The sequence below is a fragment of the Streptomyces sp. NPDC052023 genome (assembly GCF_044548465.1).
Lineage (GTDB): Bacteria > Actinomycetota > Actinomycetes > Streptomycetales > Streptomycetaceae > Streptomyces.
In genome coordinates this window covers 15,621-40,647 of record NZ_JBIUBW010000028.1, presented here as the reverse complement: position 1 = coordinate 40,647, position 25,027 = coordinate 15,621, and the positions used below count along the sequence as shown (strand labels likewise).

General features: G+C 70.8%; 22 protein-coding genes. 10 read left to right on the top strand and 12 right to left on the bottom strand.

The annotated features are described in order from the left end of the window. Positions 1 to 8: 8 nt before the first annotated feature. Positions 9 to 422 carry a hypothetical protein gene (locus tag ACIHCM_RS34570; protein ID WP_399905075.1) on the bottom strand — a complete coding sequence of 138 codons (414 nt, stop codon included), beginning with the start codon at positions 420 to 422 and terminating at the stop codon, positions 9 to 11. Here ACIHCM_RS34570 and ACIHCM_RS34565 point away from each other — a divergent pair. Together ACIHCM_RS34565 and ACIHCM_RS34560 are read left to right on the top strand one after the other, a co-directional pair. Beyond that, positions 400 to 1,185 (top strand): hypothetical protein, encoded by a 786-nt coding sequence (locus ACIHCM_RS34565; protein WP_399905065.1) that lies wholly within the window; start codon positions 400 to 402, stop codon positions 1,183 to 1,185. The genes ACIHCM_RS34570 and ACIHCM_RS34565 overlap by 23 nt on opposite strands. Then, positions 1,182 to 2,012, top strand: a complete 831-nt coding sequence (locus ACIHCM_RS34560) for a hypothetical protein (RefSeq protein WP_399905072.1) — start codon at positions 1,182 to 1,184, stop codon at positions 2,010 to 2,012. Before ACIHCM_RS34565 ends, ACIHCM_RS34560 begins: the two co-directional genes overlap by 4 nt. A gap of 295 nt (positions 2,013 to 2,307) precedes the next feature. Here ACIHCM_RS34560 and ACIHCM_RS34555 read toward each other — a convergent pair whose 3' ends face one another. Both ACIHCM_RS34555 and ACIHCM_RS34550 read right to left on the bottom strand, forming a co-directional pair. Continuing rightward, positions 2,308 to 3,810: a Wadjet anti-phage system protein JetD domain-containing protein gene (locus ACIHCM_RS34555; protein WP_399905007.1), complete on the bottom strand. Its 1,503-nt coding sequence runs from the start codon at positions 3,808 to 3,810 to the stop codon at positions 2,308 to 2,310. Then, entirely contained in the window at positions 3,803 to 6,982 is a 3,180-nt protein-coding gene (locus ACIHCM_RS34550; RefSeq protein ID WP_399905004.1) for a hypothetical protein, read from the bottom strand. The genes ACIHCM_RS34555 and ACIHCM_RS34550 overlap by 8 nt, the downstream gene beginning before the upstream one ends. 172 nt (positions 6,983 to 7,154) lie before the next feature. On the opposite strand from ACIHCM_RS34550, the gene ACIHCM_RS34545 reads away from it, so the two are divergent. Continuing rightward, on the top strand, positions 7,155 to 7,688 hold the full coding sequence (locus ACIHCM_RS34545; protein ID WP_399905001.1) for a hypothetical protein: 534 nt from the start codon (positions 7,155 to 7,157) through the stop codon (positions 7,686 to 7,688). Here ACIHCM_RS34545 and ACIHCM_RS34540 read toward each other — a convergent pair. The 4 genes from ACIHCM_RS34540 to ACIHCM_RS34525 are packed head-to-tail and all read right to left on the bottom strand — an operon-like array spanning position 7,645 to position 11,133. Continuing rightward, positions 7,645 to 8,598 carry an IS5 family transposase gene (locus ACIHCM_RS34540; RefSeq protein ID WP_399904998.1) on the bottom strand — a complete coding sequence of 318 codons (954 nt, stop codon included), beginning with the start codon at positions 8,596 to 8,598 and terminating at the stop codon, positions 7,645 to 7,647. The two genes, ACIHCM_RS34545 and ACIHCM_RS34540, sit on opposite strands and share 44 nt — an antisense overlap. Positions 8,599 to 8,621: 23 nt before the next feature. Beyond that, a complete protein-coding gene (locus ACIHCM_RS34535) occupies positions 8,622 to 9,269 on the bottom strand; it encodes a hypothetical protein (protein WP_399904995.1) in 648 nt (215 codons plus the stop codon). A 2-nt stretch (positions 9,270 to 9,271) separates the two neighbouring features. Then, positions 9,272 to 9,841, bottom strand: coding sequence for a hypothetical protein (locus ACIHCM_RS34530; RefSeq protein WP_399904992.1), 570 nt, complete (start codon positions 9,839 to 9,841; stop codon positions 9,272 to 9,274). Then, positions 9,838 to 11,133 carry a hypothetical protein gene (locus ACIHCM_RS34525; protein ID WP_399904989.1) on the bottom strand — a complete coding sequence of 432 codons (1,296 nt, stop codon included), beginning with the start codon at positions 11,131 to 11,133 and terminating at the stop codon, positions 9,838 to 9,840. Before ACIHCM_RS34525 ends, ACIHCM_RS34530 begins: the two co-directional genes overlap by 4 nt. Before the next feature lie 185 nt (positions 11,134 to 11,318). On the opposite strand from ACIHCM_RS34525, the gene ACIHCM_RS34520 reads away from it, so the two are divergent. Then, positions 11,319 to 11,597 carry a DEAD/DEAH box helicase family protein gene (locus ACIHCM_RS34520; RefSeq protein WP_399904986.1) on the top strand — a complete coding sequence of 93 codons (279 nt, stop codon included), beginning with the start codon at positions 11,319 to 11,321 and terminating at the stop codon, positions 11,595 to 11,597. Further along, the gene (locus ACIHCM_RS34515) at positions 11,545 to 11,826 is read left to right on the top strand and encodes a hypothetical protein (RefSeq protein WP_399905068.1); all 282 of its coding nucleotides are present in this window, start codon (positions 11,545 to 11,547) and stop codon (positions 11,824 to 11,826) included. The genes ACIHCM_RS34520 and ACIHCM_RS34515 overlap by 53 nt, the downstream gene beginning before the upstream one ends. A 475-nt stretch (positions 11,827 to 12,301) precedes the next feature. Here ACIHCM_RS34515 and ACIHCM_RS34510 read toward each other — a convergent pair whose 3' ends face one another. Then, positions 12,302 to 13,207 carry a hypothetical protein gene (locus ACIHCM_RS34510; protein ID WP_399904983.1) on the bottom strand — a complete coding sequence of 302 codons (906 nt, stop codon included), beginning with the start codon at positions 13,205 to 13,207 and terminating at the stop codon, positions 12,302 to 12,304. A 358-nt stretch (positions 13,208 to 13,565) separates the two neighbouring features. On the opposite strand from ACIHCM_RS34510, the gene ACIHCM_RS34505 reads away from it, so the two are divergent. The 5 genes from ACIHCM_RS34505 to ACIHCM_RS34485 all read left to right on the top strand — a co-directional run bounded on the left by ACIHCM_RS34505 (position 13,566) and on the right by ACIHCM_RS34485 (position 21,651). Continuing rightward, positions 13,566 to 14,213, top strand: coding sequence for a hypothetical protein (locus ACIHCM_RS34505; RefSeq protein WP_399904980.1), 648 nt, complete (start codon positions 13,566 to 13,568; stop codon positions 14,211 to 14,213). 532 nt (positions 14,214 to 14,745) lie between these two features. Beyond that, on the top strand, positions 14,746 to 17,973 hold the full coding sequence (locus ACIHCM_RS34500; RefSeq protein WP_399904977.1) for a DnaB-like helicase C-terminal domain-containing protein: 3,228 nt from the start codon (positions 14,746 to 14,748) through the stop codon (positions 17,971 to 17,973). Next, the gene (gene tpg, locus ACIHCM_RS34495) at positions 17,973 to 18,545 is read left to right on the top strand and encodes a telomere-protecting terminal protein Tpg (protein ID WP_399904973.1); all 573 of its coding nucleotides are present in this window, start codon (positions 17,973 to 17,975) and stop codon (positions 18,543 to 18,545) included. The genes ACIHCM_RS34500 and tpg overlap by 1 nt, the downstream gene beginning before the upstream one ends. Positions 18,546 to 18,580: 35 nt before the next feature. Further along, positions 18,581 to 20,875: a DEAD/DEAH box helicase family protein gene (locus ACIHCM_RS34490; RefSeq protein WP_399904969.1), complete on the top strand. Its 2,295-nt coding sequence runs from the start codon at positions 18,581 to 18,583 to the stop codon at positions 20,873 to 20,875. Positions 20,876 to 21,507: 632 nt separating this feature from the next. Next, positions 21,508 to 21,651 carry a hypothetical protein gene (locus ACIHCM_RS34485; protein ID WP_399904966.1) on the top strand — a complete coding sequence of 48 codons (144 nt, stop codon included), beginning with the start codon at positions 21,508 to 21,510 and terminating at the stop codon, positions 21,649 to 21,651. Between the two features lie 667 nt (positions 21,652 to 22,318). On the opposite strand, the gene ACIHCM_RS34480 is transcribed toward ACIHCM_RS34485, so the two are convergent. From ACIHCM_RS34480 to ACIHCM_RS34465, 4 genes are all read right to left on the bottom strand, one after another. Beyond that, entirely contained in the window at positions 22,319 to 23,674 is a 1,356-nt protein-coding gene (locus ACIHCM_RS34480; protein ID WP_399904964.1) for a tetratricopeptide repeat protein, read from the bottom strand. Positions 23,675 to 23,762: 88 nt separating this feature from the next. Beyond that, complete coding sequence (locus tag ACIHCM_RS34475) at positions 23,763 to 23,912, bottom strand: hypothetical protein (protein ID WP_399904959.1); 150 nt, start codon at positions 23,910 to 23,912, stop codon at positions 23,763 to 23,765. A 71-nt stretch (positions 23,913 to 23,983) separates the two neighbouring features. Then, a complete protein-coding gene (locus ACIHCM_RS34470; RefSeq protein WP_399904957.1) occupies positions 23,984 to 24,172 on the bottom strand; it encodes a hypothetical protein in 189 nt (62 codons plus the stop codon). Positions 24,173 to 24,286: 114 nt separating this feature from the next. Next, positions 24,287 to 24,871, bottom strand: coding sequence for a hypothetical protein (locus ACIHCM_RS34465; RefSeq protein WP_399904954.1), 585 nt, complete (start codon positions 24,869 to 24,871; stop codon positions 24,287 to 24,289). Positions 24,872 to 25,027 lie beyond the last annotated feature (156 nt).

Sequence of the window (25,027 nt, the reverse complement as noted above, 5' to 3'; positions counted from 1 at the left end):
TGTGGTGGTCATCGGTACTGGAGGAGGCGCACATGCGCTCCGCCTACCTGCGCTCCTTCACCCGCCTCGAACACGACCACATCGTCGACCAGTTCCGCCGCAACGACCTCACCCACCGCAACAGCAACCCCGCCCGTGTCCGCTACGAGGTCGCCGTCCGGCTCCGCAAGGCCCGCGACGCCCACCCCGACCAGAACACCTTGGTGCGCACCCAGGCACGCCGCAAGTCCCGGCACCTGTCCCTGCGCAGACTCGTCGAGAAGGCCCCTGACGTGCTGCTGGCCGCCAAGCCGTGCTGGGCCATGTCGCCCCTCGTCGTCAGCCGCGTCCTGCGGCCCGCTCAACAACGACGGCGGAGAGCGCCGCCTGAACGTCGCCATCACCCGCGCCCGCCACACCATGACCGTCGTCAGCTCCTTCACCCACCACGACTTCGACCCCGGCAAACTCAAAAACACCCGCAACCGCGGCCCCGAACTGCTCCGCGCCTTCCTCGAGTACTGCTCGCACGGAGGAGACCTCCAGCGCACCGGAACCGCACGCACCGACTGGAATCTCAACGGCTTCGAACAGCAGGTCCTCGCCACCCTCGAAGCCGCCAACATCCCCGTCACACCGCAGTGGGGCGTGTCCGGCTACCGCATCGACTTCGCCCTCGGCCACCCCGAACGCCCCGGCCAAATGATCCTCGCCGTCGAAACCGACGGCGAGCGCTACCACAGCGCTCCCAGCGCCCGAGACCGCGACCGCCTGCGCCAGGCGCACCTGGAACGACTCGGCTGGCGCTTCCACCGCATCTGGGCCGCCGACTGGTTCACCAACCCCCACACCGAACTCGACCGCCTCCTTGCCACCTGGCGCGACGCCGTACGACAGGCCGACGAAACGCCCGCCGATCCCGCCCCCACGCCCGGCCAGGCAGCAACCCCGCCTCCGGCACAGGCCGCCCGCCGCCCCCGCCCCGCCCTGCCCGCGGCGGACCGTATCGGCGACTACTCCGACGCCGACCTGCTGGCCCTGGCGTCCTGGCTGCTGAGCGACGGGTTCCAACTCGACCGCGACACCCGCATCACTCAGGCCATCACCGAACTCGGCTTCAAAAAACGCGGCCGCGTCATCGTCGAACGCCTCACCCGCGCCTTCGAACAAGCCCAGCACAGGGCAGACAGGGAGACCCAGCAGTGAAACCCTTCGACCCCCTCACCCTCGAACGCGTCGCCCGCCTCATCGTCGACATCGACGGCCCCTTCGAACGCCGCGGCTACCAGCTCACCCAGCTCCTCCAACGCGCCGGATGGCCCCAGCCCGCCGAATACGACGGCTCACCACGCATCCCCTGGCTCACCGACATCCTCACCAGCACCGACGACCCGGCCGCCGTCAGCCGCCTGCTGTGCCGCATTTGCGACCCACTCGAATACGACGACGGCCTTGCCTCCGCCGACCTCGTCCGCCAGACACTCAACACCCACCTCGCCGCCGAACAACTCACCATCACCTATGTCTCCGGACGCCCCGTCCTGGGCCAACCCGGCACCGACGGCCACACCACCGTCTTCACCGTCCCCGACGACCTCGAGGCCCGCATACGCCCCCTCGTCAGCAGCGAAGCCTTCCTCCAACAGCTCATGGAACGCGTCACCGAAACCCAGATCTGCGAACAACACGGCGCCTACGGCCTCACCCTCATCGGCATCGGCAGCTTCGCCGAAGCACTGCTCCTGGACGTCCTCACCCACCGCGACCCCACCCTGCTGCAGGGCTTCGTCCTTCCCAACGGCAAGCGCGTGCCTCCGGAACGAACCAGCTTCTCCCTGCTGCTCGACACCGCCCGTTCCCGCGGCTGGATCCAGATGGACGCCCACGACTTCATGAAGATCGTCCGCGACTACCGCAACTTCGTCCACTTGCGCCAACAACAAGAACGAGGCGTCACACCCGACCGCGACACCGTAGGCATGTGCTGGGGCCCGGTCCTCGCCGTCCTCAACGACCTCGAGACAAGCCGCTGACAGTCGGCTGCGCTGCGCGCACCGCTGCGTCGAGCCAGCGTTATAGGCGAATCCAGCGGACGGAACAGCAGCGGCCGGCTCGTCGGCCCGCCCTCGGACGCGGTACTCGCAGGCGCACACCGCCCGCTGGCCCGACCACACTGTCCCCCTCTTATTCCAACGCGTGCTGAAGGCGTTTCTGTCGCTCGGGTCTGGCGCGGCAACAGGGCGGCTGCGTGGGGAAAAAGTTGGCTCACAGTATCCGGATTCCGCCCCCTCCGCGCGTGTAGGAGGTGTGGACGCAAGGACGTCCGCATCAACGAGTCGATAACGGGAGGCCGGTCGATGACCTGGCTGGAGTGGACGCGCGCGGGTGGGATCGCGACTGGACGTCCGGCGCAGGTCCGTCAATGATCTGATCCAGTGTGCGCGCCAGGGTGGGCAGGACTTCGTGGTAGAGCGTTTCGTGTTCGCAACCATCGCCGCCGTTTGCGGCGATTGCGGCGGCCAGGGCGCGCAGGGAGAGCGGTCCGCTGGCGGCGAGCCGCTCGGCGAGTTTGCGGTTCGCCTCCCTTTTTTCGGGTTTCTGACGGTACTTCGTTCCCTGCCGGTACAGGTCGACGTCCATGCCGACGGGGGTGATGGGCCGGCCGATGCGTTCGGTGAGGTTGGCGATGATCTGGATGCCGTGGGCGTCCAGGTCCTGCCAGGCGGCCACCGGCAGCGGTGCCATGGCCTTGAGGAAAGCGGCCAGGCCGTGCGTTGCGTAGCCGGCGCCCCATACACACAGCCACTGGTCTGCGACGTCGGGGAGTCTGCACACCTGGGCGAAGGCGTCCTCGTTCTCGACCAGGAGCACGCCCACCGCCGAGCAGTCGATCAGCCCGAGGCTGCGCAGGCCGCCTGCGGGCAGGCCCAGCCAGGGGCGACAGGCTGCGGCGTCGGCGATGACGGTATCGACGCGCCAGCGCAGGGGCCCGCGCATGCGCAGCTCGGTGTCGGTCTCTTCCACCGCCTGGTCGAAAGGGCGGCCGACGAGGTTGGCGAACGCCTGCCGACGTGCCGGTGTCCACGTGTACTTGGTGTCGCGCATGCTCTTGCCCGCCAGGACCTTGGCGGTCATCGGCTGCGGGCGGGACTGGGCGGCCCACCACACCGCGGCGGACCTGACGGCCACCTCGTACACCCGCCAGTCCTCGGTTCCGGTGGTGCTGCCCGCGGGGACCTGCAGGGTGCGGGCCGGGGCGGTGGCGGCCAGCAGGGCGTATTCGCTCGCCAGCTGGGGGATGCCTGCCATGACCTGCAGCAGTTCGGCGTGCAGCCGTGAGGGGTCGGGGTGGCCCCGCAACTGGGCGAGCTTGTCCTCCCTCAGCGATGCCCAGGACGGGGTCAGCCGCCAGGAGTCGGGGGCGAATCCGGTGGTCTGCACGACCTTGCAGCGCAGGACGACGGCGCCGCAGCGGATCAGCGACACGGTCGTGCGCCACGCCTGTTCCTGGCCGAAGTCGGCCTCGATGGTGGTCCACCGCTTGCGGGTCCGGGTGGTCAGGACCTTGACCAGGTCACGGTCGGCCAGGCCGGCCGGCGGGTCGTAGGCGGGTACCGGATCGGAGGCGACGAGGTCGACGACGGCGGGGTTGACGCGCCGTTTGCGGTCCACGGGCACGCGGGTGAGGACGTCGTCGCCGTCTTTTCGGGTGCGGGGCACGGTGACGGCGATGACCCCAGAGGGAAGTCCGTGCAGGGGCACTTCCCGTCGGCCGTGGGCTTCGCCGACCAGCAGGGCGGGGCGGGGGAGAGGGACGGTGAGCTCAGGCATGGGAGCGTCCTGCGGTGATCCAGTCAGCAGTCAGTTCCACGCGCTGGCCGTCGGAATCGTGTCCCCAGGTACGGGTGGGCTGGTTGTAGGCGTCGGAGGAGGAGGCGTGGACGAACCACAGCAGTTCGTCGCACACGTCGGCGGCATCCACCAGCACACTGTCCTGGCAGGTGCCCAGGATGGTCAGGTGCTGACGGCGCGCCACGTCCCGCAGCGCAGCGAGCATGTCCTTGCGGTTGACCTCGCCAAGGCTGTTGCCGAGCTCGTCCAGGATCAACACCCGCCCCCTGGTCTCGGCGTCGGCCAGCACCGCGGCCAAGACCAGCTGGATGGCATGCACCTTCACCTGGGCGCCGTTGGCGTTCTCCCGGTAGTGCACGAAGGCGCCGCGCGGGGAGCGTTTCCAGCGCGGCGTCACCTGCCACCGCCAGGGCCTGGCGCCCTCGGGCCGCACGCTGGTGTAGTCCAGGCGCGCACCGTCACCGCCCCGCTGCCGGTCCAACGCATTGAAAGCGTCGCTGATCTGCGCGAACAGCCCTTCGACGTGATGTTCGATCATGTCCTGCAGCGCCTGGAGAGTGTGCCCGCTGCGCTCCGCCGCACGAGTGAGCTTGGCCAAAGCCTCTTCGCGCAAGGAGCGGCCGGAGGTGATCCGGGCGGCTTCGACGGCATCCTTGCCGGAGTGGCCGTCCAGCCGGGTCTGCAAGGGAGCGGCCACCTCGTCGAAGCCCGTGCGCGGCAGCGCGGACGCCTCCTCCTCCGCGAAGGCGTCTCGCAGGCGTTGCGCCAGGAGCAGGTCCTCGTCGACGACGCCGGTTACAGCGCCGGCCGGCAGGCCGTAGTGCTCGTACGCGTTCCGCAGATGATCCTCGACGTTCCGCCGCAGGCGGCCGGGCCGGGGCACCGGTGTGCCGGGGGCGGTGGCCTCCAGGAGTTCGGCTGCCTCCTCGGCGGGGGCGCCCCACAGACGCTGCCACTGCGGGCAGGAGATCTCGGCACGGGCTCTGCCCAGCGCTGTGTGCTCCTTGGCCCGCTCCTTGTATGTCTTGGCGGCCGCGTCCCGGGTGAGCTTCGCGGTCGTCACCGCCTGGGCGTGGGCCGTCAGTGCGTTCTGGGCCTGTTCCCACGCGTCGTGGCGCTCCTCCTCTGCGCTCCGGGCGGCGGTGGTTTTGTCGTCGGCCTCGGCGATCGCTTCGTCCAAGGCGGAGGCCTGCTCTTCCAGGGCGGCCAGATCCCGCGCCGCCACGGCTGCCTTGTGCTCGATCTCGGCGACCTCGAACTCGGACTCAGCCGCGGCAAGGCCCTCAGCCGCCGTAGACACCTCGTCCTCGCAGCGGCGGCGGTGCGCGACGGCCTGGGCCACGCGGGCATCCCGTCCGGCGATCGGAGCCTGGAAGCCGCCGACGACCGCCAGCGACAGTCCTGCGTCGTAGGCCGCGGGCGGGTCGTCCAGAGCCGTCGTGCGCTCCTGCAAAGTGCCGAAGAACCCGGCCAGCGCCCTGCCACTGCGCACACCCTGAGGCAGGGCACCCCCGCCACTGCCCGTCCCGTCGGCAGGGTCGGCGGCGACGACCTGGGCGCCGGGCAGGCCGCGCAGAATCTCCCGGGCGCGTTCTGCCTGCCCGCACGGCACCACCACGGCGTCGCGCCAGGGCCACAGACGCGCCTCCCACTGCGCACGGACCGACTCCTCCAGCTGCAGCTGGTCCATCAGCCCTGCGGCGCTGACGCCGTGGCCGTCGAGGATCTCCAAGGCCTGGCCCGCGGCCCCGCTGCGTCCCTGCCGGGCCGCTTCCTCCAGCCGCTGAGCCCGGGACAGGGCGCTGTCTGCGCCGGCCTTCTGCTGCCGCGCCGCATACAGCACGTCTCTGGCGGCTTCCAGCGCGCTGCGGGCATCAGCGACCGGCGATCCCCGCCATACACCCGCGCTCGGCCGAAGGGGGGCCATACTCTGACGGATGACGTCCCGCCGGGTAGCCGCCGATGTCCGTTGTGCGGCGGCCTGCTCGGTGACCTGCTTGGCGTCCACCCACTCCTGGCGGGCGGCGGCCGCTGCCGCGGCCAGTCCGGTGGCCGCCGTCAGCTCGCGCAGCTTCTCCTCGGCACTGTCGAGTAGTTCCTGCGCCTGCACCACCTGCTGCTCTTTGTCCTCCAGGTCCGCTGCCAGTTTCCAGTCGGCCTGGGCTGCCTCCAGGTAGCAGGCAGCCAGATAGCGCCGCCACGCATGGCGTCCTTCCTCCAGCGCGGTGCGGGCAGCAGCACGTGCCCGCACGCCCTCCAGTACTGCCTCTTCGTCCGCCAAGGCCAGTGCGTGCTCGTCGCGCGCCTTCTCCAGCTGCGCAGCGTGCTCGAGGGCCTTGCCGCGGCGGGCAGCCTCCTGCTCCAGCAGATGAGTCATACCGGACAGGGCGATCAGGGCCTCTCCGATGTCGTGCGGTTCCATCGCGGTCATCTGCTGGCTCAGCAGCGAGGGAACCGCCGGGCGCAGCGGCGTGTCGAGGTAGGTCAGGCACCGCGGTGCGTTGCCGTAGAGGGCGTCGGCCATGCGGTGTGCCGACAGCCTGCTCGCACTGCCCAACTCCTGCCAGAAAGTGTCTGCCTGCGCCGCCCGCTCGGCATCGTCGGCCGCATCGGCCACGTGGATGCCTTCGGTCCAGTTGGCCTGGACGTACGGGGCGGACGCGGCGATGCGCACCCACACCGTCAGCGCCCCTTGCGGGGGGCCACTCGCAGCGAGTGCCTCGCGCCCGCCGGATGCGTCGGGCCTGTCGTGTGCGAAGACGCCGACCACGTAGCCGTGCGAGGCGGCTGGAATCTGCTGGGCCCGGTCCACCCCGGCCGCGTCGGGCTTGAACAGGATTCCGCTGGCGTCCCGCCCGTGGTTGGATTCCAACCGCCACTGGGGATCGGCCAGCAGCAGCGAGACCGCGATGAGGAACGAGGTCTTGCCCGAGCCGTTGGAGTCGTCCTTGGGGCCCATCCCGGACACGGCGACGAATGTCTCGGGCACCACCGGCACCGCGTGGGTGGTCAGTCGGGCGATATCGAACGTCTGGACCGCCACCAGATGACGGTCACCGACGATGCCGCGGTGCTCGACGAGCTCGGGCAGTCCCTCCTGCCCGTCCTCGTCCGGCTTCTCGGTGCCGCGCTCGTGCCAGGTGCCGTTCATCGTTCCTGTCCTTCCTGGCTGGCGACGCGGGCCCGGCGCCGCCAGATCGACTCGGCCATGAGAAGTTGTTGTCTTTCCGGACTTGAGGACTGTGTTTCTGCTGGTGGGGCGTAGGTCGGCGGTCTCGTGGGAGTAGTGGCGTGTTGGGTTGTCGCTGCCCGGGAGGTCGTGGATGCCGTCGGTTGTTGGACTGCTGGAACAGCACGAGCTCGCTGCTCGCCGTCGCGTTGACGGGCTGCGGGAGGCGGCCGACCGCATTCAGGCCGAGTTGGCCGTGGCCGAGCAGGAGTGGCAGGAGTGGGTGATCGCCCGCAGGCGAGTTGGTGACGTGCTGACTCCGGAAAGCGGCACCGTGTCCGTGGGGGTCGCCCAGGAACAGCGGGACACGGATGCGCAGGCGGCTGTCCGGGACGCGGCGAAGGCGAAGTCGCAGGTGCCCGTGTGGCGTGAGGGTCTGGCCTGGTCGGTGTTGTCGGTGGACTACCAGCGCATTCTGCAGGTGGCGGCCGACCGGGCCCGGCTCGGGCAGGGGCAGGTGACCTGCCAGGAGATGGCCGCTGCGTTCGGCATGGACGTGGTGCCGGCGAGGGTGGAGGCTTTGCGGTCGAAGGCGAAACGCCTGGTCGCGCGCGGCTGGCTGGCCGAGCCGGGTGCGGGCCGGTTCACGCCCACCCGCGGTGTGGCCGGGCCAGGCGGCGGCTCATGACCATGGTCATCGACCAGTAGACCACCGCTTCGGCACTGGTGGTGCGGCGCTCGTAGTCGCGGGCCAGGCGGCGGCTGCGCATGAGGTGGGCGAAAAGACGCTCGACGATCCATCGCTTGGGCAGCACCACGAAGCCGCGCATGTCGTCGCTGCGTTTGACGATCGCCAGCACGAGTGCGAGGGCGGCCAGGCAGTGCTCGACGAGGCTGCCGGTATAGCCGCCGTCGGCCCAGACAAGGGCGAGGCGGTGGTGCGCGGCGGCCACCTGGGCCAGCAGGACCTGCGCGGCGGTTCGGTCGCCGACATCCGCGGCCGTGACCATCACACCCAGCAGCAGGCCGAGGGTGTCGACCACGACGTGCCGCTTGCGCCCGTTGATCTGCTTGCCGCCGTCGTAGCCGCGGCTGTCGGCACCGACGACGGCATCCGCCTTGATGGACTGCGAGTCGATCACCCCGGCCGTGGGCTCCGTATCCCTGCCCAGCTTCTCGCGGACCTTGGCGCGCAGCCGGTCGTGGAACTCCCTGACCAGCGCGTTGTCGCGCCAGCGGCGGAAGAATGCGTAAATCCGGTCCCACGGCGGGAAGTCCACCGGCATCGCCCGCCACTTGATTCCGTTGTCCACGAGATAGCGGATCGCATCGAGCATCGCACGGTGGCAATACCCCTCCGGCCGGCCGCCCCGCCCGCGCATCCAGCCCGGCACCGGCAGCAGTGGCCGGACCTCAGCCCACTCCGCGTCCGTCATGTCCGTCGGGTACCGGCGCTGCCGTTCAGGCTGGTCGGCCGCGTTGCCGTACACGTGCGCGAGGCAATCACACGATGGAGCAGCCGAGTTGGACTGCCCGGCCATCGACACGGAAGACTGCGGCACCGGGGCCTCCTGCTGCTCAATGGATTCGACACCCACGAGCTGTTCGGGAGGCCCCGTCCTCATGCCCCGGCCACGGCCAGATCACCCGACCGGGAAACCGCGTTCGACCGCCACCGCTCAAGATCGAAAAGACAACACCCTCTGACTCCCTGCGGCTCGGCCAGCAGCACCAAATGCTCGAACAGGTCGGCCTGGGCCGCCGGCGTCAGCCGCAGCAGCTGGCTGCCCAGCACGATCCCCGAACCTGTTGTCCGCACCAGGTCGGCTGCGGTGAGACGGCTCAGCGCGGCATCCACAACCCGGTCGGGGACCGTGGACTGCTTCAGCCGCTCCCTGCTCACCGGCACCCCCTGGGTCCACAGGGCCTGCGGCAGGACGCTGCCGCCGGCGCGGGGGGCAGCGACGCTGAACAGCAGCACCAGCGTCAGCACGGCACGGTCTTCACGGGGCAGGACACCGACACCCTCATCGGCCAGCCGCGCTCTGACCGTGTCGTCGTAGCCGGACAGGAATCCCTCTCCTACACCGAGCAGCGTCCGGCCCGAAGCGGCGAGTACCTCCTCGACCACCCTGCGCAGCGGCACCTCCGCCAACGCCCGAAAACGCGCCGCGGGCACCGGCAGCCGCGCGGTCTCCACCGCACACACCGCTGCCCGCACCTCTGCACGGCGCTGCTCCGACAGCGCCTCCAGATACCGCACTTCCATGCCTAGCCCTCCTCCACCCGGCAGGGCAGCAGGTCGTAACCGCGCCGCAACTCATCGACATCCCGCTCGCTCCACGCAGCCACCACCGGCCCCAGTCGCACCATGCCGTCCCCGGCGTCGGCAGCCAGGTAGCCGCACGCACGCAGGACCCGCAGCGCGCTGCGATACGCCGATGTCTGGGCGATCAGTGCCATGCCCTCCCGCAGCAGACCGTCCCCCGGCGGAACGCAGGCCGCCAGCACGTCCTCCTCGGCCACCGCGCCCCCCGGATACAGTGCTAGCTCGGGATCGGGCCAGCACGGGCGCACAGCAGCTCCCAGCGTCAGCAATTGCGACGGCGCTGCCTCCCGGTGCGTCAGCGGATCGCCCACCACACCGCTGACCGGCTCCACGTCCGGCGCCCACCGCACCATGACCGCCGGGCCGTCGACCGCTTCCACATCGACGAGGCGCCGCTGCACACCATCGGCGGCCCGCCGCAGCACCGACAGCCCATCGGCCGCACCCGCTGCCGCCAGCGGCACGATCCGTACGGCCCGAGCCCGGGCCAGCAGATAGGCATCCTCGTTCATACCGGACCCTCCTGCACGGCCGAAGAGTCTCCGCCCACGGCACCCGACACATCCTGAGGCAGCCGGTACAAGGACAGCGGATTGGCATAGGTGACCGCCCCAGCCGGATCGACGAGGACCTCCTCGCCGATCTCCACGAAGAACGGCGTCGCCGGGTCCGCAGACGCCTGCAGCAGGTCCACCACCGTGGCAATCGCCGCACGCCATGGCAACGTCCCCAGCGTCGCCGTCAGGTCAGCCTCCTGCCCGCCCCTGACCAGCGAATTCATCGATGCCGAACGCCGCCGGCGCAGCAGCAAGGCCTTCTCCCGCGCCGCTTCCACCGGATCGGGGCCCGGCGGGAGCGGCGCCGGCCGCGCCGGCCGCCGCCGAGGGACCGGCGGCCGCCGCTCCCCTGCGGCCACGAGCACCTGTGCTGCGGTGATCTCCACGCTGGCGGGATCAAACACCGTGGCGGCAAAGACCTCCGCCAAGGCGTCCACCGGTGCGCCCAAGGCCGCCGACAGGTACTGTTCCGGCAGCAGCATGCTGAAGTCCCGCCGGGCTCGCACCTGTTGCAACAACCGGTCGGAGAACTCATCCACGGCCGCCGAATAGCGAAGCGCCTCATCGATCAACCGGGTCCCCGACGCTCTCAGCCGTGGGAAGCGACTGCTGATGGCTTTAACCAACTGCCTCGCATGGTCCAGCAACGCGGCCTTGGACTGGTGGTGGTGGCGTTCACCCACCAGCTCCTCGATGGGCTTGGACCGCACCAGCCGCAGCAGATGCGCAGTGGTGATGGACAGGTCACGCCGCACCCGCCGCAGCCGGTTGGCCAGTTGCTCCTCACTCAGCAAGCCCTGTGCCAGACCGACCTGTGTACGGTCCAGCAGGGTCATGATCTCCTCGACACCGCCGGCTTCCGCCAGCCGTTCGAAGACCAACAAGGCCGCACCGCTGGTCGGACTGAAGACGTAGCGCCCCTCGTAGGCTTTGCCCCGGGCCTGCTCCAGCATCCCCAGCCCCACAAAGACCCGGAACCGGGCATCGAACGCCTCTCCCGAGGCCACCGGAGCACACGCTGCCGCGATCTCCGACCGGGTCAGCCCCCGATCGGAGGCAAGATCTCCGAACGCATCGTGAATTGCCTCAGCCAGTTGCAACGACACAGGATCGTCGGCGACCGCACCTGCCGTCGATGCCACCGGCGCAACAAAAGGCCGCACGAAGTCCAACCGGCCATCGCGAGCCCCAGCAGCGGCACCATCGAACAGATCACCCTGCTCGAAGCCGCTCTCCTGCTCAGACAAACTCCCCCCATAACCTGCCAGGCGCCCCCGCACCCTCTTCCCAGGGGACCGAACCTATCCGCCACAGGCGACTCCTGTTGCTACATCGTCAATATCCCCGCATACACAACGGATGGCGCAAAACCTCTGCTTGTCGGGCGCTGCAGCGCACGGCCGAATGCCCCTGAAGATGGAGAGGCTGCGCGATGAGGTCGGTCATGGTCACACCGGTCGAGTCTGCCGTCCCTCGCTCAGCTGGCCGTCCCGTGTTGTTCCCTGACCAGGCGGAGGCAGTCGATCGGCTGGTACGGCATCTGCACCGTCCGGGGAGCCGGGGTCTGTTCGTGTCGGCTACGGGGACCGGTAAGACGCTGGTGTCGGTCCGGGTGCGGACGGGCTCGGTGCGCGGCTGGTGCTGTTCGTGGTGCCCTCTTGGATCTGGCGGCGCAGACGGCGCTGGCCTGGCGCCGGGACGGCCACAGTGAGCACATGGTGATCGTCTCGTCCATGGACGCGGGTGGCCGTGACGACCTGGTCGCAGCCCGCGTCATGTCGACGACGAACCAGCATGCGTTGGGCGGGCTGATGTCAGTGGTAGGGGAGGGGCAGGACCAGATCCCCGCGCTCACCGTCCTCTGCACCTACGACTCCCTGAACAAGATCGAGGCAACGCAGGGCACGGGTTCGAGGTGCCGGCATTCGATCTGGCGGTGATGGACGAGGCGCACCGGATCGCCGGCCGGGCGGACAAAAAGTGGGCGATCGTCAACGACGCGCAGCGGATCCGTGCGGAGCGCCGCCTCTACATGACCGTCATCCGCGGATCTTCGCCGCCCCGGAACTGGCCGAGTCCGCCGACCTCACGCGCCCGCGACGCCGCGCCCCGGAACCGGAGCCGGGCGTGGACGCGTTCGCCAACTCCATGGACAACGAGGCCGTCTACGGCAAGAAGGTCTTCGAGTACCCGCTGGCGCAGGCAGTGGCCGACGGCCGTGCCGCGGACTACCGCATCGTGGTACCCACCCTCACCGACGCCGACCTGCGCCGCCGCCTGAACCTGCCCACCACCCCCAGCGACGGCCGCGGCGACGGTGGCGGCGAGGACCAGGACGGTGCGCTGCGCACCACCGCCCTGCACCCTCGCGGTGCTGCGGGCGATGACCGACCACGGGTTGCAGAAGGTGCTGGTCTACTTCAACCTGGTCTCCGACGCCCGCCGCTTCGCCCGCGAACTCCCCCACACCCTGCGCCTGCTGGCCCGCACCGACCCCGACCTGACCCCGGACGCCGCTCCGGCCCTGTTCTTCACCCACGGCGAGCACACCCCCGCCCAGCGTGTCGACATCTTCGATTGCTTCCGTGCCGCCGTCTCGGCGATGCAGGGCACGAGCATCTCCAGCAGCGGGAAGGGGCCGGAGTCGACATGGAGGACGTCGCCCTGTGGCCGGGTGGCACGCAGCCGGAACAGGATGCCGGTGACCTCACGGCGGGTGGAGGCGGCCCAGGCGGCTTCCAGCCGGTCATAGAACGCCTCGATCGCAGCCGCTTCGCCGTTCTTCACCGCGCGCTCTGAAGCGAAGGCGACGAAGGCCTCAAGCAGCCGGTGGAACCCCTCCTGCTTGAGTGCGCGACGCCCCTGCAGCGCCAGGACCCGCGCGATCCGGCGTGCCTCGCCAGCCTGGTAGAGGTCACGCCCCTGCGCCCACGCGTACTCCTCCAGGAGCAGGTCCACCACCTTCGCGACCGCGCCGTACTCCTTGTCGACCACATAGGCCGCGCACCGCCCCTCCAAGGCGCCGCCCGGCCCCCATAGCCGACGCAGGACTTCCCGGCGGTTCGCCCAGCGCCCCGCGAAGGCCCTGAACTTCAGCTCCGGCGACTGCTGGATCCGGGCCTCTCGGCGCAGCTCACGCACAATGTCGGCGGCTTCGGCATCATCAACGGCCACGGACGCATAGATCAGATAGCGACCGTTCAGCAACTGCTCGCCGTCGTTGCCGGACTCGTCGCAGGCAATCCACCGCCCGCTGCCCTCACTGTTGCTGGTGGCAGCGGTCCGGGTGTAGAGGGTGAAATCGTCACCAGTCAGAGGCATCCGCATAGTCTCGCTCCCCGCCACGACCCTGCATGCCCCGCCCCCGGCCATGCAGCACCCACAGCACACCCTCTGCTCCGGGTCACGTCCCGCCCTGCAAGCGTGCGGGGCCTGCACCTCATCGAGCCCAACCCGCCTTCCTGCCGGGCGGCAGTGCGCCCGGCACGAATGGGGTGTCCGTGGCACCGAAGGCACGGCCAGGTCAGCGGGATGGTCTGGCGAATCGTCTCCTACGGGTGAGGCGGCGAACCCAGCAGGCGGCCGGCGGCACCCTCGTCCGTCGTGGGTGCATTCTGACCGGTGCGCAGCGCCCAAAACCGTTACCTCAAGGGCCGCTTGGCTTCTACCGTGGGCGGGCATGAGCACGCAGGCCTTCAACGGCGCCTACCTCCTGCCCCTCTTCAGCGAGATCGAGCAGGCCCGCGCAGACGGCGCCTACCGGCCGCTGCCCGCTCCCGCCCCGGCCAGCAGCCTGGCCACCGACGACGCACCCCTGGGCCCGTACGCCGCCGCCCACCTGATCCGCACCTCCTACACCGCAGGCCTTGCGCACGCCGACGCGCTGCGCCGCCTGACAGTGGCAGGCGAGGTCGACCCCACCAGCCCCTGGACGCTACTGCGCGGCGCCTTGGAGAACTTCGCCACCGGCCTGTGGCTCCTGGACGGCGCTGGCCGGGCCGAGATCCGCGCCATCGCCGACCACCTCGCCCTGGCCCCGCTCGCCGCACCCAGGACCCACCAGATCCTGCTTGCCGCCGCCCCCACGGCAGGTCTCACCGCGGCCAGGGTGGGCGCCGCCTGGCGGGCGGCCTCTGGCTTCGCGCACGGCCGCTACTGGCCCAACCTGCGCGCCTCCCAGCCCCGCGCCGCGATACAGGGAGCCGACGGCGTCCACACCGTCGCTCTGGTCATCGACGAGGAGCAGCACCGGCCACTTGCCGAGTACTGCCGCATCATGCTGCGCCAGCTGCAAGAGCACTACCACGCCCGGGCCCAGGCACGCTGACACCCGGCGAGCAGCCGTGTCCGTCTACGCAGGCGGGTGCAGCCCATCGAAGGGATCGAACCCGAGCTGCTCGATCACCCGCTGACGGGTGACTTCCCTGGGCCGCCACTGTCGGCCGGCTGGGTAGATGAGGTTCAGCTCAGCCGCCGGAGGCACGAGCAGATAGTCGGCCCTGGGACAGCCCGTCACGTGCAGACACTCCTCTTCGGAGTGCGGTGCCCGTTCTTCCGCAGGGGTGGTGGGCGCGTCTGCAGTGTGGGAGGTGCCGTGTGCCGCGCTGGAGCCTGGCCTGCGCGCACGGTGCCCACTGAGAGTGCCAGGTTGCCCTGTAAAGCATCACCATTACAAATCACGGATCAGCCTGACTCATACCTCATCCAGGCCTGTCTACATGGGAGTTGGCTTCATTCCGCCTCACGTCCATTACGATTCAGGTAGCGTCTGCGGTACGAAACTCTTGACAGGGGGCGGCATGGCTGCCGCTGAGACAGTGAATGTACCCCGCGGGCCGAGCGCCGGCCGGACGGTGGGCGTGCACAAGGCGCGCGGTGAGTGGTCCGAGTTGGTGGCCGAGGCCAAGAAGGGCACGGTTGTCAGGCTGACGCATGAGGACGGCGCGGCGGCGGTTCTTGCTCCGCTCGACCGGCTGGAGGCAGCGGCCGGTGCGCGGCCTGCGGTGGTGGAGACGCCGGTGAGCGCGGCCCGGACCAAGCTGGGTGAGTTGGTGAGGGACGCTGCCCGGGGTGTGCCGCAGGTGCTGACCCGCTACGGCCATCATGTCGCCGTCCTGCTGCCGGGTCCTGGCCAGGCCGAAACGCAAGCATCGCCTGCGGCCGGGTCCGGCCGCAGGCGGCTGGTGTCGGCGAGCGACGTCCTGAGCGCCCCGTCCCCTGCTGCTCAACTGTCGTTCGGGCTGCCCGCCTTGGATGCGGTGGTGCGCGGGCTCAGCGCCAGCCGGCTGACGCTGATCGCGGGGAATCCCGGTGTGGGCGCCAGTTTGCTCGCGGTGGCCGCCGCGCGGCAGACGGCACTGGTCGAGGAACGGGGCAGCGTCCTGTACGCCGCCTCCGGTCCCGGGCAGGCGGACGTGGTGGCCCGGCTGGTGGCCTCTCACGCGGGGGTGAGCTACCACCAGTGGCGTGCGGGCACGCTGCCCGAGCCGGAGGCGGCTGCCGCCCGGCTGGCCGAGGCGGCGGTCCGTGAGCACGGGGACACGTTGTTCATCGACGCCGGTTCCGGGCTGGACGCCGCCGTGATCAGCGAGGTGGCCCTGGACGACAGCTGGTCCAAGCCGCTCACGCTGGTGGTCGTGGACCGGCTGCAGCGCGCGGCGGACGCGCGTCTCCCGCTGTCGGGAGCCGCACTGAAGGGCGCTGCGCGCGATCTGGCACATCTGGCGCGTCAGACCCAGGTGCCGGTACTCGCGGTCGTCGACAGCGACGATGCTGACCTGCTGGCCGCGCTGGACGCCGACGTCACCCTGACTTTGACGCGCATGGGCCAGGCGGCCCGGATCGACGTCATCGAACGCGGGATGGGCCGCCTGACGTCGGTGGCTCTGGAGCCCGACATCCCCCGGGCACGGTTCCTGCCCCTTCCCGACCACATTGCCCAGCGGCTCCTGAGCGAGGACACCAGCCCGCTCGCCCAGACAGCGCCCCCCGTTGCCGACTCCGCCCCGGCTCACCCGGACACGCAGGACGCTGCGGGCACACCCGGCCCCACCGCGGCACTGGATGAGGACGCGCAGGAGGCCCAGCAGCCGGACCACCAGCCCGCAAGCCCCGACCAGGAGCAGCGGCGGCCCGGCGCCTGGTCGGCGGCCGTCACCGAAGCCGCTGCGGCCACCGCCTGCGCACCGGCCACGGACACCGCCGCGGCTACCTGGGCGGCAGACGAATCCGTCGCCCAGGACATCGCCCCGGCCGACGAACAGCCGGTATCCGAGATGGAGCCGGTGCCCGACGACGAACGGAGCGGGAAAGGCTTCGACTACGGGCCGTTCGCGGTCATCGACGGCCGCCGCCGGGCGCACCTCACCAGCGGAAAAATGATCCCGTGCCCGGCGACCACCATCCGGGAACTGGTGACCTGGGCCGCCGACCGTCCCTTCGGCACACCCCGCCTGCACCCCAGCGGCCGTGACAGCGACCCGCTGATCGTCCTGACCGCCGAGGCCGCGCACGCGCTGGGGCTGCCCGAGCGCACCGGCGAGGACCGCGCCCTGCCCGTCGACCACCCGATCATCGCCGACCTGACCGCTCACGGCTGGGAGATCCCCCAGCGCGGGAACAAGCCCTGGTTCTCCGCCTGGGTCCGCATCTTCCAGCGAGTCGAGCGCGGCCGCCGCTCGGTCCAGCTGGCCGTCCTGCCCTGGGGCGCGCTGACCAGCGGCGGCTGGCCGCTGCCCATCGACAAGGAGACCAGGCTGCCCCTCTCCACGACGGCTGAAGTGGTCGACTTCCTACGCCTCTACAGCGAGCGCATCATGACGCCGGTCAGCTCCACGGCCGCGACGGGACAGGAACTGATGAGCGCGCTGCGCCCGGCCACCCGCGCCTGGCGCGACGAGAAGACCAAGAAGGTCCGCTCCAAGTGGCTCGAGGGCTCTCTCCACCTCGCCGTGGACCCGGCGCCTCCGGAGGCGACCAAGGACCATCCGCTGGCCGCCGGCCGCGATCCCAAGGACCCGGCCCAGTTCCTGCAGGAAGAGGCGCTGCAATGGTGGCGGCTGCCCACCGAGGAGGAGCGCGCCCTGCCCTACGTCGTGTGCCTGGACACCATGATGGCCTTCTTCGCGGCCTGCAACGGCACCCCCATGGGCACCTGCGCGCCCTACCACCTGCCGCAGGCCGCCTTCGACAAGAAGCTCCCCGGTGCCTGGCTGACGGACCTCTCCGGTGTCGCCACCGACCCCCTGCTGCCCAGCCCGTTCACCCCGGACGGCACCCGCCCGAGGGGACCGGGCTGGTACCAGACCCACACCGTGGCCCTGGCCGTCGAACTCGGCCACACCCCCCAGCCGATGGAAGCCTACGTGCGGCCCACCGCGGACCAGGCCAAGGCGCTGGGCATCTCCCCCCACCCCGACCGCTACGACGAGCGGCGCCGCGAGGCCGGACCGGTCCCCGCCTTCGGCGCGGGCCCCTACCTCAAGTCCTGGTACGAGCACATCAACGACGGCTACCTGCAGACCATGACCGCCTTGGGCGCGGTCACCCACGACGACGGCAGCCCGCTGTCACCCCGCGAGTTCCTCGAGGCCATGGCACGGATGGACGACCCCGACTTCCGCGCCACGCACGCCACCGACCTGCTGGTCCTCAAAGCGATCAAGCAGACCGTCAAGGGCGCGATCGGCAAGTACCAGCAGGGCCCGCAGGACTACGGCCGCCGGGCCGCCGGCCAGCACGCCCGCTGGAAGACCCTGGACCGCCCGGACTGGCGCCCCGACCACCGGGCCGCGATCCTCGCCCGCTACCGCGCCGTCATGAACCGCAAGATCATCAACACGTTCAAGGCCACCGGCGCCCGCCCCATGGCCGTCAACACCGACGCCGTCCTGTTCGCTTCTCCGGTCTCGGACATCCTGTGGCTGACCGGCCACAAGGGCGGCTTCGCCGTCGGCCCCAACCCGGGCCACGTGAAGCTGGAAGGCGTGCAGTCCATGGACTGGTACCTGCAAGTGACCGCCCTCAACAAGAACCCGGCGAGCCGTGCCAAGGACGGCCGCACCGACAGCGCCCTGGACGGCAAGTGATGACCACCACCCCCGTACTGGACGCCCTGTGGGAAGTCCACCACCTCGAGCGGGACCGCCTCGCCGCGGCCCCTCAGCGCGGCATGCCCAAGAGCCCCCGCGCCCAGATCGCCTTCCTCCACCGCCGCCTGGGCCGCAGCACCGCCCGCGTCGCCGCCCTGCTCGGCGTCCACCCCGAGACGGTGCGCCGCTACCTGCGCGGCCAGCGCCGCAACCCGCCCGCCGACTTCGCCGCCCGCCTCCAGAGCGCGGTCGCCGCCCGCTTCCGCTCCCGCCTGGCCCGCAGAGCCGACGATGAGATGCGCCGCCGCGGCCTGCGCGCCTACCTGACCGCCACCTTCACCTTCTACAGCCCCTCCGCGGGCAGCAGCGACGACGGCCGCGAGCGCCGCCTGGACGAAGACCTCACCCCCGAAGAGACCGCACGACTGCTGACCGCCCGGGACGCAGGCGACGAGAAAGGCGCCCTGGACATCGCCGGACAGGCCGTCGCCGAGGCCTACTTCGGCCTGCGCGGCACCGGCATGGACGTCACCGTACGCGGTCTCGTCGCCATCAAATTCGAGCTCTGACCCGCCCGCCCCCTCTCCTCGAGGACCACCACCCCATGACACGCCGCCCCGCCCGTCACACCCTGCGCCGTGACCAGCGCACCGCCCTCAACGCGAGCGTCACCGCCGTCGCCGGCGGCGGCCGCGCCACGATCGTGATGCCCTGCGGCTGCGGCAAGGGCCTGGTGGCCGCCCGCACCGCCGAACACCTCGCCCACAGCGGCCATGTCCGTCGCACCGTCGTCATGGTCCCCACCCTCGATCTGCTCGCCCAGAGCGCGCAGGTGTGGAAGGAACAGAACGACCACCACGGGCACCTGCTCGCCGTGTGCAGTCCCCGCGCCGACCTCGACGCCCTCGGCATCCCCCAGACCACCGACCCGGCCGAACTCGCCGCCCTCCTGAACAGCCTCGACCACTACACCGTCTTCGCCACCTACGCCTCCCTCGCCGACGGCGACGACACGCAAGGCGCCCTGCTCGCCGCGCACGCCGCCCGCGCCCTGCCCTCCTGGGACCTGCTGATCGCCGACGAAGCCCACCGCACCTCGGGCAGCATCAACAAGGCCTGGGCCGCCGTCCACGACGACGACAAGGTCCCCGCCCGCCGCCGCCTCTACTACACCGCCACCCCCCGCATCTGGGAGAGCGACCCCGCCTACGCCGAAACCCTCCGCCCCGGCACCGGCGGCCCGAGCCTGGCCGTATCCATGGACGACCCCGACATCTACGGCCCCGTCGTCTACCGGATGGAACTGAGCGAAGCCATCACCGCCGGCCTGGTGTGCGACTACCGCATCGTCATGATGGTCGTCGAACACCCCGGCCTGCAGCACGAGCTGCGCCGCACCCGCAACGCCACCTTCCAGGACACCCCCGCACTGGTCAGCCTGTCCACCGCACTGCTGAAGACCGCCGCCCGCTACCCCGGCACCGGCGCCAGCAAGTGGATCAGCTTCCACCAGCGCGTCAAAGACGCCCAGGCCCTCACCGACACCTTCCTCCAGACCGCCGCCGCCCTGAACAGCGAGACGGCCCCCGGACCGCACGACGAAGCGGAAGTCCCCCTCGTCCCCGCCACCCTGCGCGCCGACACCGTCCACATGGACCACCCCGACCGCGTGGCCATCCTCGACAACCTCAACCACCCCCAGCCGCTCACAGACGACGGCCGCCCCAGCGCCCTCACACTCGTCTCCAACGTCCGCATCCTCGGCGAAGGCTGGGACTCCACCTCCGTCGACGTCTGCTTCGCCGCCCCCCGCACCGACGTCGTCGGCATCGTCCAGGCCCTCGGCCGCGCCCTGCGCCCCCGCCCCGACGGCTCCAAGGCCACCCTCCTGGTCCCCCTCTACCTCGCGCCCGGCGAGGACCCGGGCGACCTGCTCAACTACCGCTACTACAAGCCCCTCTACGACATCCTGCTCGCCCTGCGCGCCCACGACCGCCGCATCAGCGACCGGCTGCCCACCACCCAGCTCGCCGAGCCGCGGCCCGCCCCGCCGGCCGCGAACACCCCGGCCGGCGGGAGCACGGGCGAGGAGGAGCACGCCGGACCGGTCGTGGACCTGCCGCAGCAGCAGTCGCCGACGCCGCCCTTCGGCGACAGGCCCGGCACCCCGGAGATCGTCGGCCCCGACGGCGTCGTTCTGACCCCCCGCGAAGTCGCCCAGGTCATCCGGCTCCACGTCACCCGGCCCTCCGGCATCACCGCCGACTGGGCGATCGGCGCAGCCGCCGCCGCCGACTTCTTCAACGAGCACGGCCACCTGTCCCCGCCGCGCACCCTGCCCGGCCAGGGCACCGACCCCCGCTTTCTTGAACTGCCCGCCTGGCTCGACGCCCAGCGGGCCGCCCGCCGCAACGGCGACCTCAAGGACTGGCAGATCGGCTTCCTCGACGAGGCCGGCATGGTCTGGGAGCCCCGCAGCGAGAACCGGCAGATGCTGATCGCCTACGCCCGCGAGTGCGCCCGGGAACACGGCGGACTCGCCGTCTCCTCCGGCTACACCACCCCCGACGGCCGCAAGTTCGGCCGCGACCTGGCCAACCTGCGCCAGCGCGCCGCCCGGCTGGAACAGCAGGCAGCCGCCGACAGCGAGGACCAAAAAGGGTTCACCGAACTCCTGGACGCCCTCTTCGAGATCGACCCCTGGTGGAACCCGCCGTGGCCGCTGCCCTGGCAGCGCCACTACCAGCAGGCCAGGGCACGCTACGACCGCGGCGAGGACCTCGCCCAGCCCGGAGACACCCGCACCTACCGGCAGTGGCTGCGCAACCCCGGAGACAGCCTCGCCGCGGACCAGCTTGACCTGCTGCGGGCGATCGGCCGCGCACCCGTCAGCGCCTGAACCGCCCCCAGCGAAACCGCTCCCCCCGCCCCTCGGCACGCAGGCCGCGGCCATCCCGGCACCACGGCCCCCCGGCCTACCGCCGGAGGGCCGGTGCCACCTTCGGCCCCGGCGCCCCGCACGCGTGCAGGCGGGCTGTGAGAACTCGTCGGCCAACCGGCGCGCGCACGCCCGCCGCGGCCACGGCACCCCGGGCGGCCTGCGTCCCGGCCCGCCGCGAGCTGCACGGGAGAAAGGCCGCCTGTCGAACTGACGTCGCAAGAAGCACCCGCACGGATGAACAGCCCTCCGCGCCGCAACCGCCCCACCCCCGCCCAGCAGGCGCCGCTGCCCGCCGCGGGAGTCGGCAACCCCGCCCGCCACCACCGGACATCACCTGCGGATTCTTTAGCCCCACCCTTTCCGGGCCCCGCCTAAACAGCGCCGCTGCAGCAGACAGCAGCGCCCTTTCCGGCCCTCTGTCCGCTCTCTCCAATGCGACGCATGCCATTCCACTACAACAGCCTTCCCCAGCCGGTCGTTCACGGAAAGGCGCGCCTTCAAGCCCTTTTCGTGTAACGTTCGGTGCGCCCCTTAATGACGCGCACGCACATCCAGCGTGCGCATAACCGTTCGAGAGGGGGTGAGTAAAGATGGGCAAGACCGGTACGGGGTCCGAGAAGGACCCGGTGCCGCCGAGGACGCTACTGCAGCGCTTCACCGACGTGGTGAAGCTCGCGGGAGCGGCGTGCTACCTGGCCTACAACGCACTGCGCCTAGGCCAGTGGTATCGCTAGCCCCGCAGAAGCAGCGGCGGGCCCGCCCCGGAGGGCGGGCCCACCTCGTCGCACCATCGAAGTGCGGGGCTCGTGTCGGCCGGCAAAAGCAACGGCGCGAGCCCCGCATTGTCATGAGGAGCGACTGCGTCACCGTATCACCAACGGTGAATCCGCACGACGTAAATGCTCCCGAAATGACATCGCGGAAATGTCGATGACAATTCGCTCCGCGTCCGCCGTGAATCTGAGAGCCCCGAAAAAGTTCGGCGAAATACTCGGATGTAAAGTTCGGCTCCGTTCCGCGATGCGGATGCCGCGAAAATTGGGCGGCGAAGTGGAAATGTCACATCCACTCGGAAAAATTTTCGGCACAGTCGCGTGCGCACCGGCGTTGGGACCTCCACCCCCGTCCACGGCCGGCCAAAGATGGCAAACACATCATGCTTCAGCACAGTGAACCCCCAGGCCCCGGCCCCGCCCACGCCGGACGCACCCACCTGCAGCACCCCGCGCGGGAACGATGGCCCACACGAACGGCGACGCCGGCTGCCGAAGTTCTCCTGCGGCCACCAGGGAACCGCGGACAACCTGACAGCCGAGTACGGACCCAACGCCCGTCGCCGGCCGGTGCCCATGGCCGGCTCGGTGGCTCCCGCTGGACAGCTCACCGGCCCACGGACCGTCGTCAAAACGGGGGCCCGTTGTCAGGCTCGCCGGTCCACGGCGGTTCGACCGGTGCGGGATCGCGCTGAAGCACGTCCACTGCTTCCTCGATCCGGCCCAGGTCGATCAGATGCCAGGCCAGGACGCCGGAGCTGGCAGGCAGGTGCGGTACGAGGACGGCGACAGCCTCCTCGAGGCGTCCGGCATCGGCCAGCAACCCGGCCAAAGACCAGGCCGCATACCAGGTGCCGCCCTCGGGGTGGGCGCGCACCTGCTCGATCGCCTCCTCGCGCAGGCCGCACGCGACGAGCAGAGGCAGCCGCATCCGGAAGAAGTCCCAGTCCTCTTCACCGCGGCGCTCCTTGAGAGCATCGAGGTACACCAGACCGTCCCGGGCGCGGCCCTGGTCGGCGTACAAGGTGCACAGCTGGTCGACGATCCAGTCCTGCCCGCCTTCGGGCGAGTCGGCGAGCGCGCGCATCACCGCGATCGCCTCGCCGGCACGGCCGTGCCGCACAAGGAGCTGTGCGAGCCGCACCGCTCCGTCGCACCGGCGGGCCGGCGAGTCTCCCGGCTGCTGGTACACGGCGATGGCGCCTTCCACGTCACCGCGCTCCTCCAGCACCTCCGCGAGCCGTTGCGCGGCATGCCCGTGGTACTCGGTCCGTGCGTATGCCCTCAAGTCCTCGATGCGGTCGTGCCGGGCCAGCAGGTCGGCCAGCTCGTCACGGCCGTTGACCGAGGTGACATCCCGGGTGTGCAGCAGCGCGACCGCGTCATCGATGCGGCCCTGGCGCTCGCGGATCGCGGCGAGCAGGGCGACCGCATTGGACGGTTCGACGCCGTGCCGGTGGCACGACGGGGTGCCGCAGCGGCGTCCCGCCTCGATACGGGCAGCCAGCAGCGCGGCGGCCTTCTCGTCCCGGCCCGCGCTCTGGGCCACATCGACCAGGGCAGCGGCCGCCCACCAGTCCTTCAGATACGGGCGGACCAGAGTAAAAGCCTCATCGGCCCGACCGTGCCGGGCGAGCAGCCGCGCGAAGAAGACCAGCGCCGACCGGTCACCCGCCTCCCCATGCGGACGGACCAGCGCCATCGCCTCCTCCGCCCTTCCCCACCCCTCCAGCAGCCCGGCCGCGGTCTCAGCCGCCGTCCACCACCCCGTCGCGACATACGGGGCCAGCACGTCCCACGCCTGCGCCTGCCGGTCCAGCGCTCCCAGCAGCCGTGCTCGCTCGCGCGCACAGAACCACTCCCCGCGGCCGGCCTGGCGCGCCACCTCCTCGTCATGACCGAGTTCGAGCAGCCGGGAGACCAGGTGCGGGGGAATGCAGCCCTGAAGCGTCCGGGCCCGGTAGTCGAGATCAGCAACGTCCACGGGGTGCACCGTAAACCCCGCCTCCGACACCGACCTGCCGCCCGTTCACGTGACACCCGGCCCCGCACCACCCGGGACGGGCCTTTGCTCAACCGGCCGAACCCGCCGAGGACTTCCCGGGCAGGGCGCCGGGGGTGTCCCCGGCGATCTTTCTCCCCGAGAACACCACGTCCGTCACCCCGGCATCCCGGTGGCGCCGCACCTCCTGCCCGCCGATGCCCGCCACAGCGTCGGCCACCGCCGGCACACCGGCATGCCCCCCAGACCCGCTACCCGGGCCGCGACGACGGCGCCCTGGACGCGACGGCCTCAGCCCCCGTCACAGCCTCCGCGGACGTCCTCGTCCTCGTCAGAGGCTTCCGGGCGCCCGCCGAGCAGCCAGACGCGCACCCGCGTCTGCAGCCGCGCGGCCCGCGCCCGCAGACGGGCACGCACCCACTCGGAGCCGGCCCGCACCTTGCCCCTCCACCAGGACAGTGCGGGCGGCGCAAAGAACAAGAAGACACCCGCGAGGAGGAGCAAAGACGCGGGAGAGTGCAAGACAGTGAAGAACAAGACGACCTCGTGTAGGAAGAGCGGGCGCTCAGCGCGCCGCCCCCTGCCTTCGCAAGGTCACGCGGCCGCAGCGCCTGCGGTGGGCTCGGTCCGGTGCAGAAGCCGGACAGGACCCGGCGCTCGCGGTACCCGGGGCGTCGTCAGCCTGATCACCCCGCACGGCGAGGCCGCCGTGCGCACAACCCGCTCCCGACGCGGGTACCGGGCGCCGTCCAGGAGCTGCTCGAGAGCGCAGCGCAGGAGCTCCAGCAGCGCCTCGATCGCGGCAGCCTGCTCGCGCAGGGCATGCACGCGGACTGCGAGACCGAGGTTCCGCCTGAGCTGCGAGGCCACCTTCGCGGCCGAGAAGGGGTGAGCCGGTGAGATCGATTCGCCGACGGCCTCCGGCACCGCCATGGCCTTCAGCCGGTCGAGTTCGCCACGGATCCGGTTCAGCTCAGTCTCGGCACGCCACTTGGCCTGCAGGAGGTACACCACGCTCTTGCCGGAGCCGGAAGAACACCACATGACGAGATCCGAGCGGGTCGCCCGCGCGTCCACCGGGGGGCGGACCTGCCGCATGTCCTCGTCGAAGGCCCGCTGCATCAACTGCTGGAACACGGCGTCATCGCCGACTCCAGCATGCAGAGGGTCATTGTTCATGCGCACACTGTAGCCCGACTGGCGGATGCCGTGTGCCGGCCAGCCCTAACCCGCAGGCGGTCCCGCACTACACCGTCGACCACGGCGCTCCTGAACAGGCGGGGCACATCCCGCCCCTGGCCGGTCCAGCGGACTGCCATGGCCCGCTCGGCGACC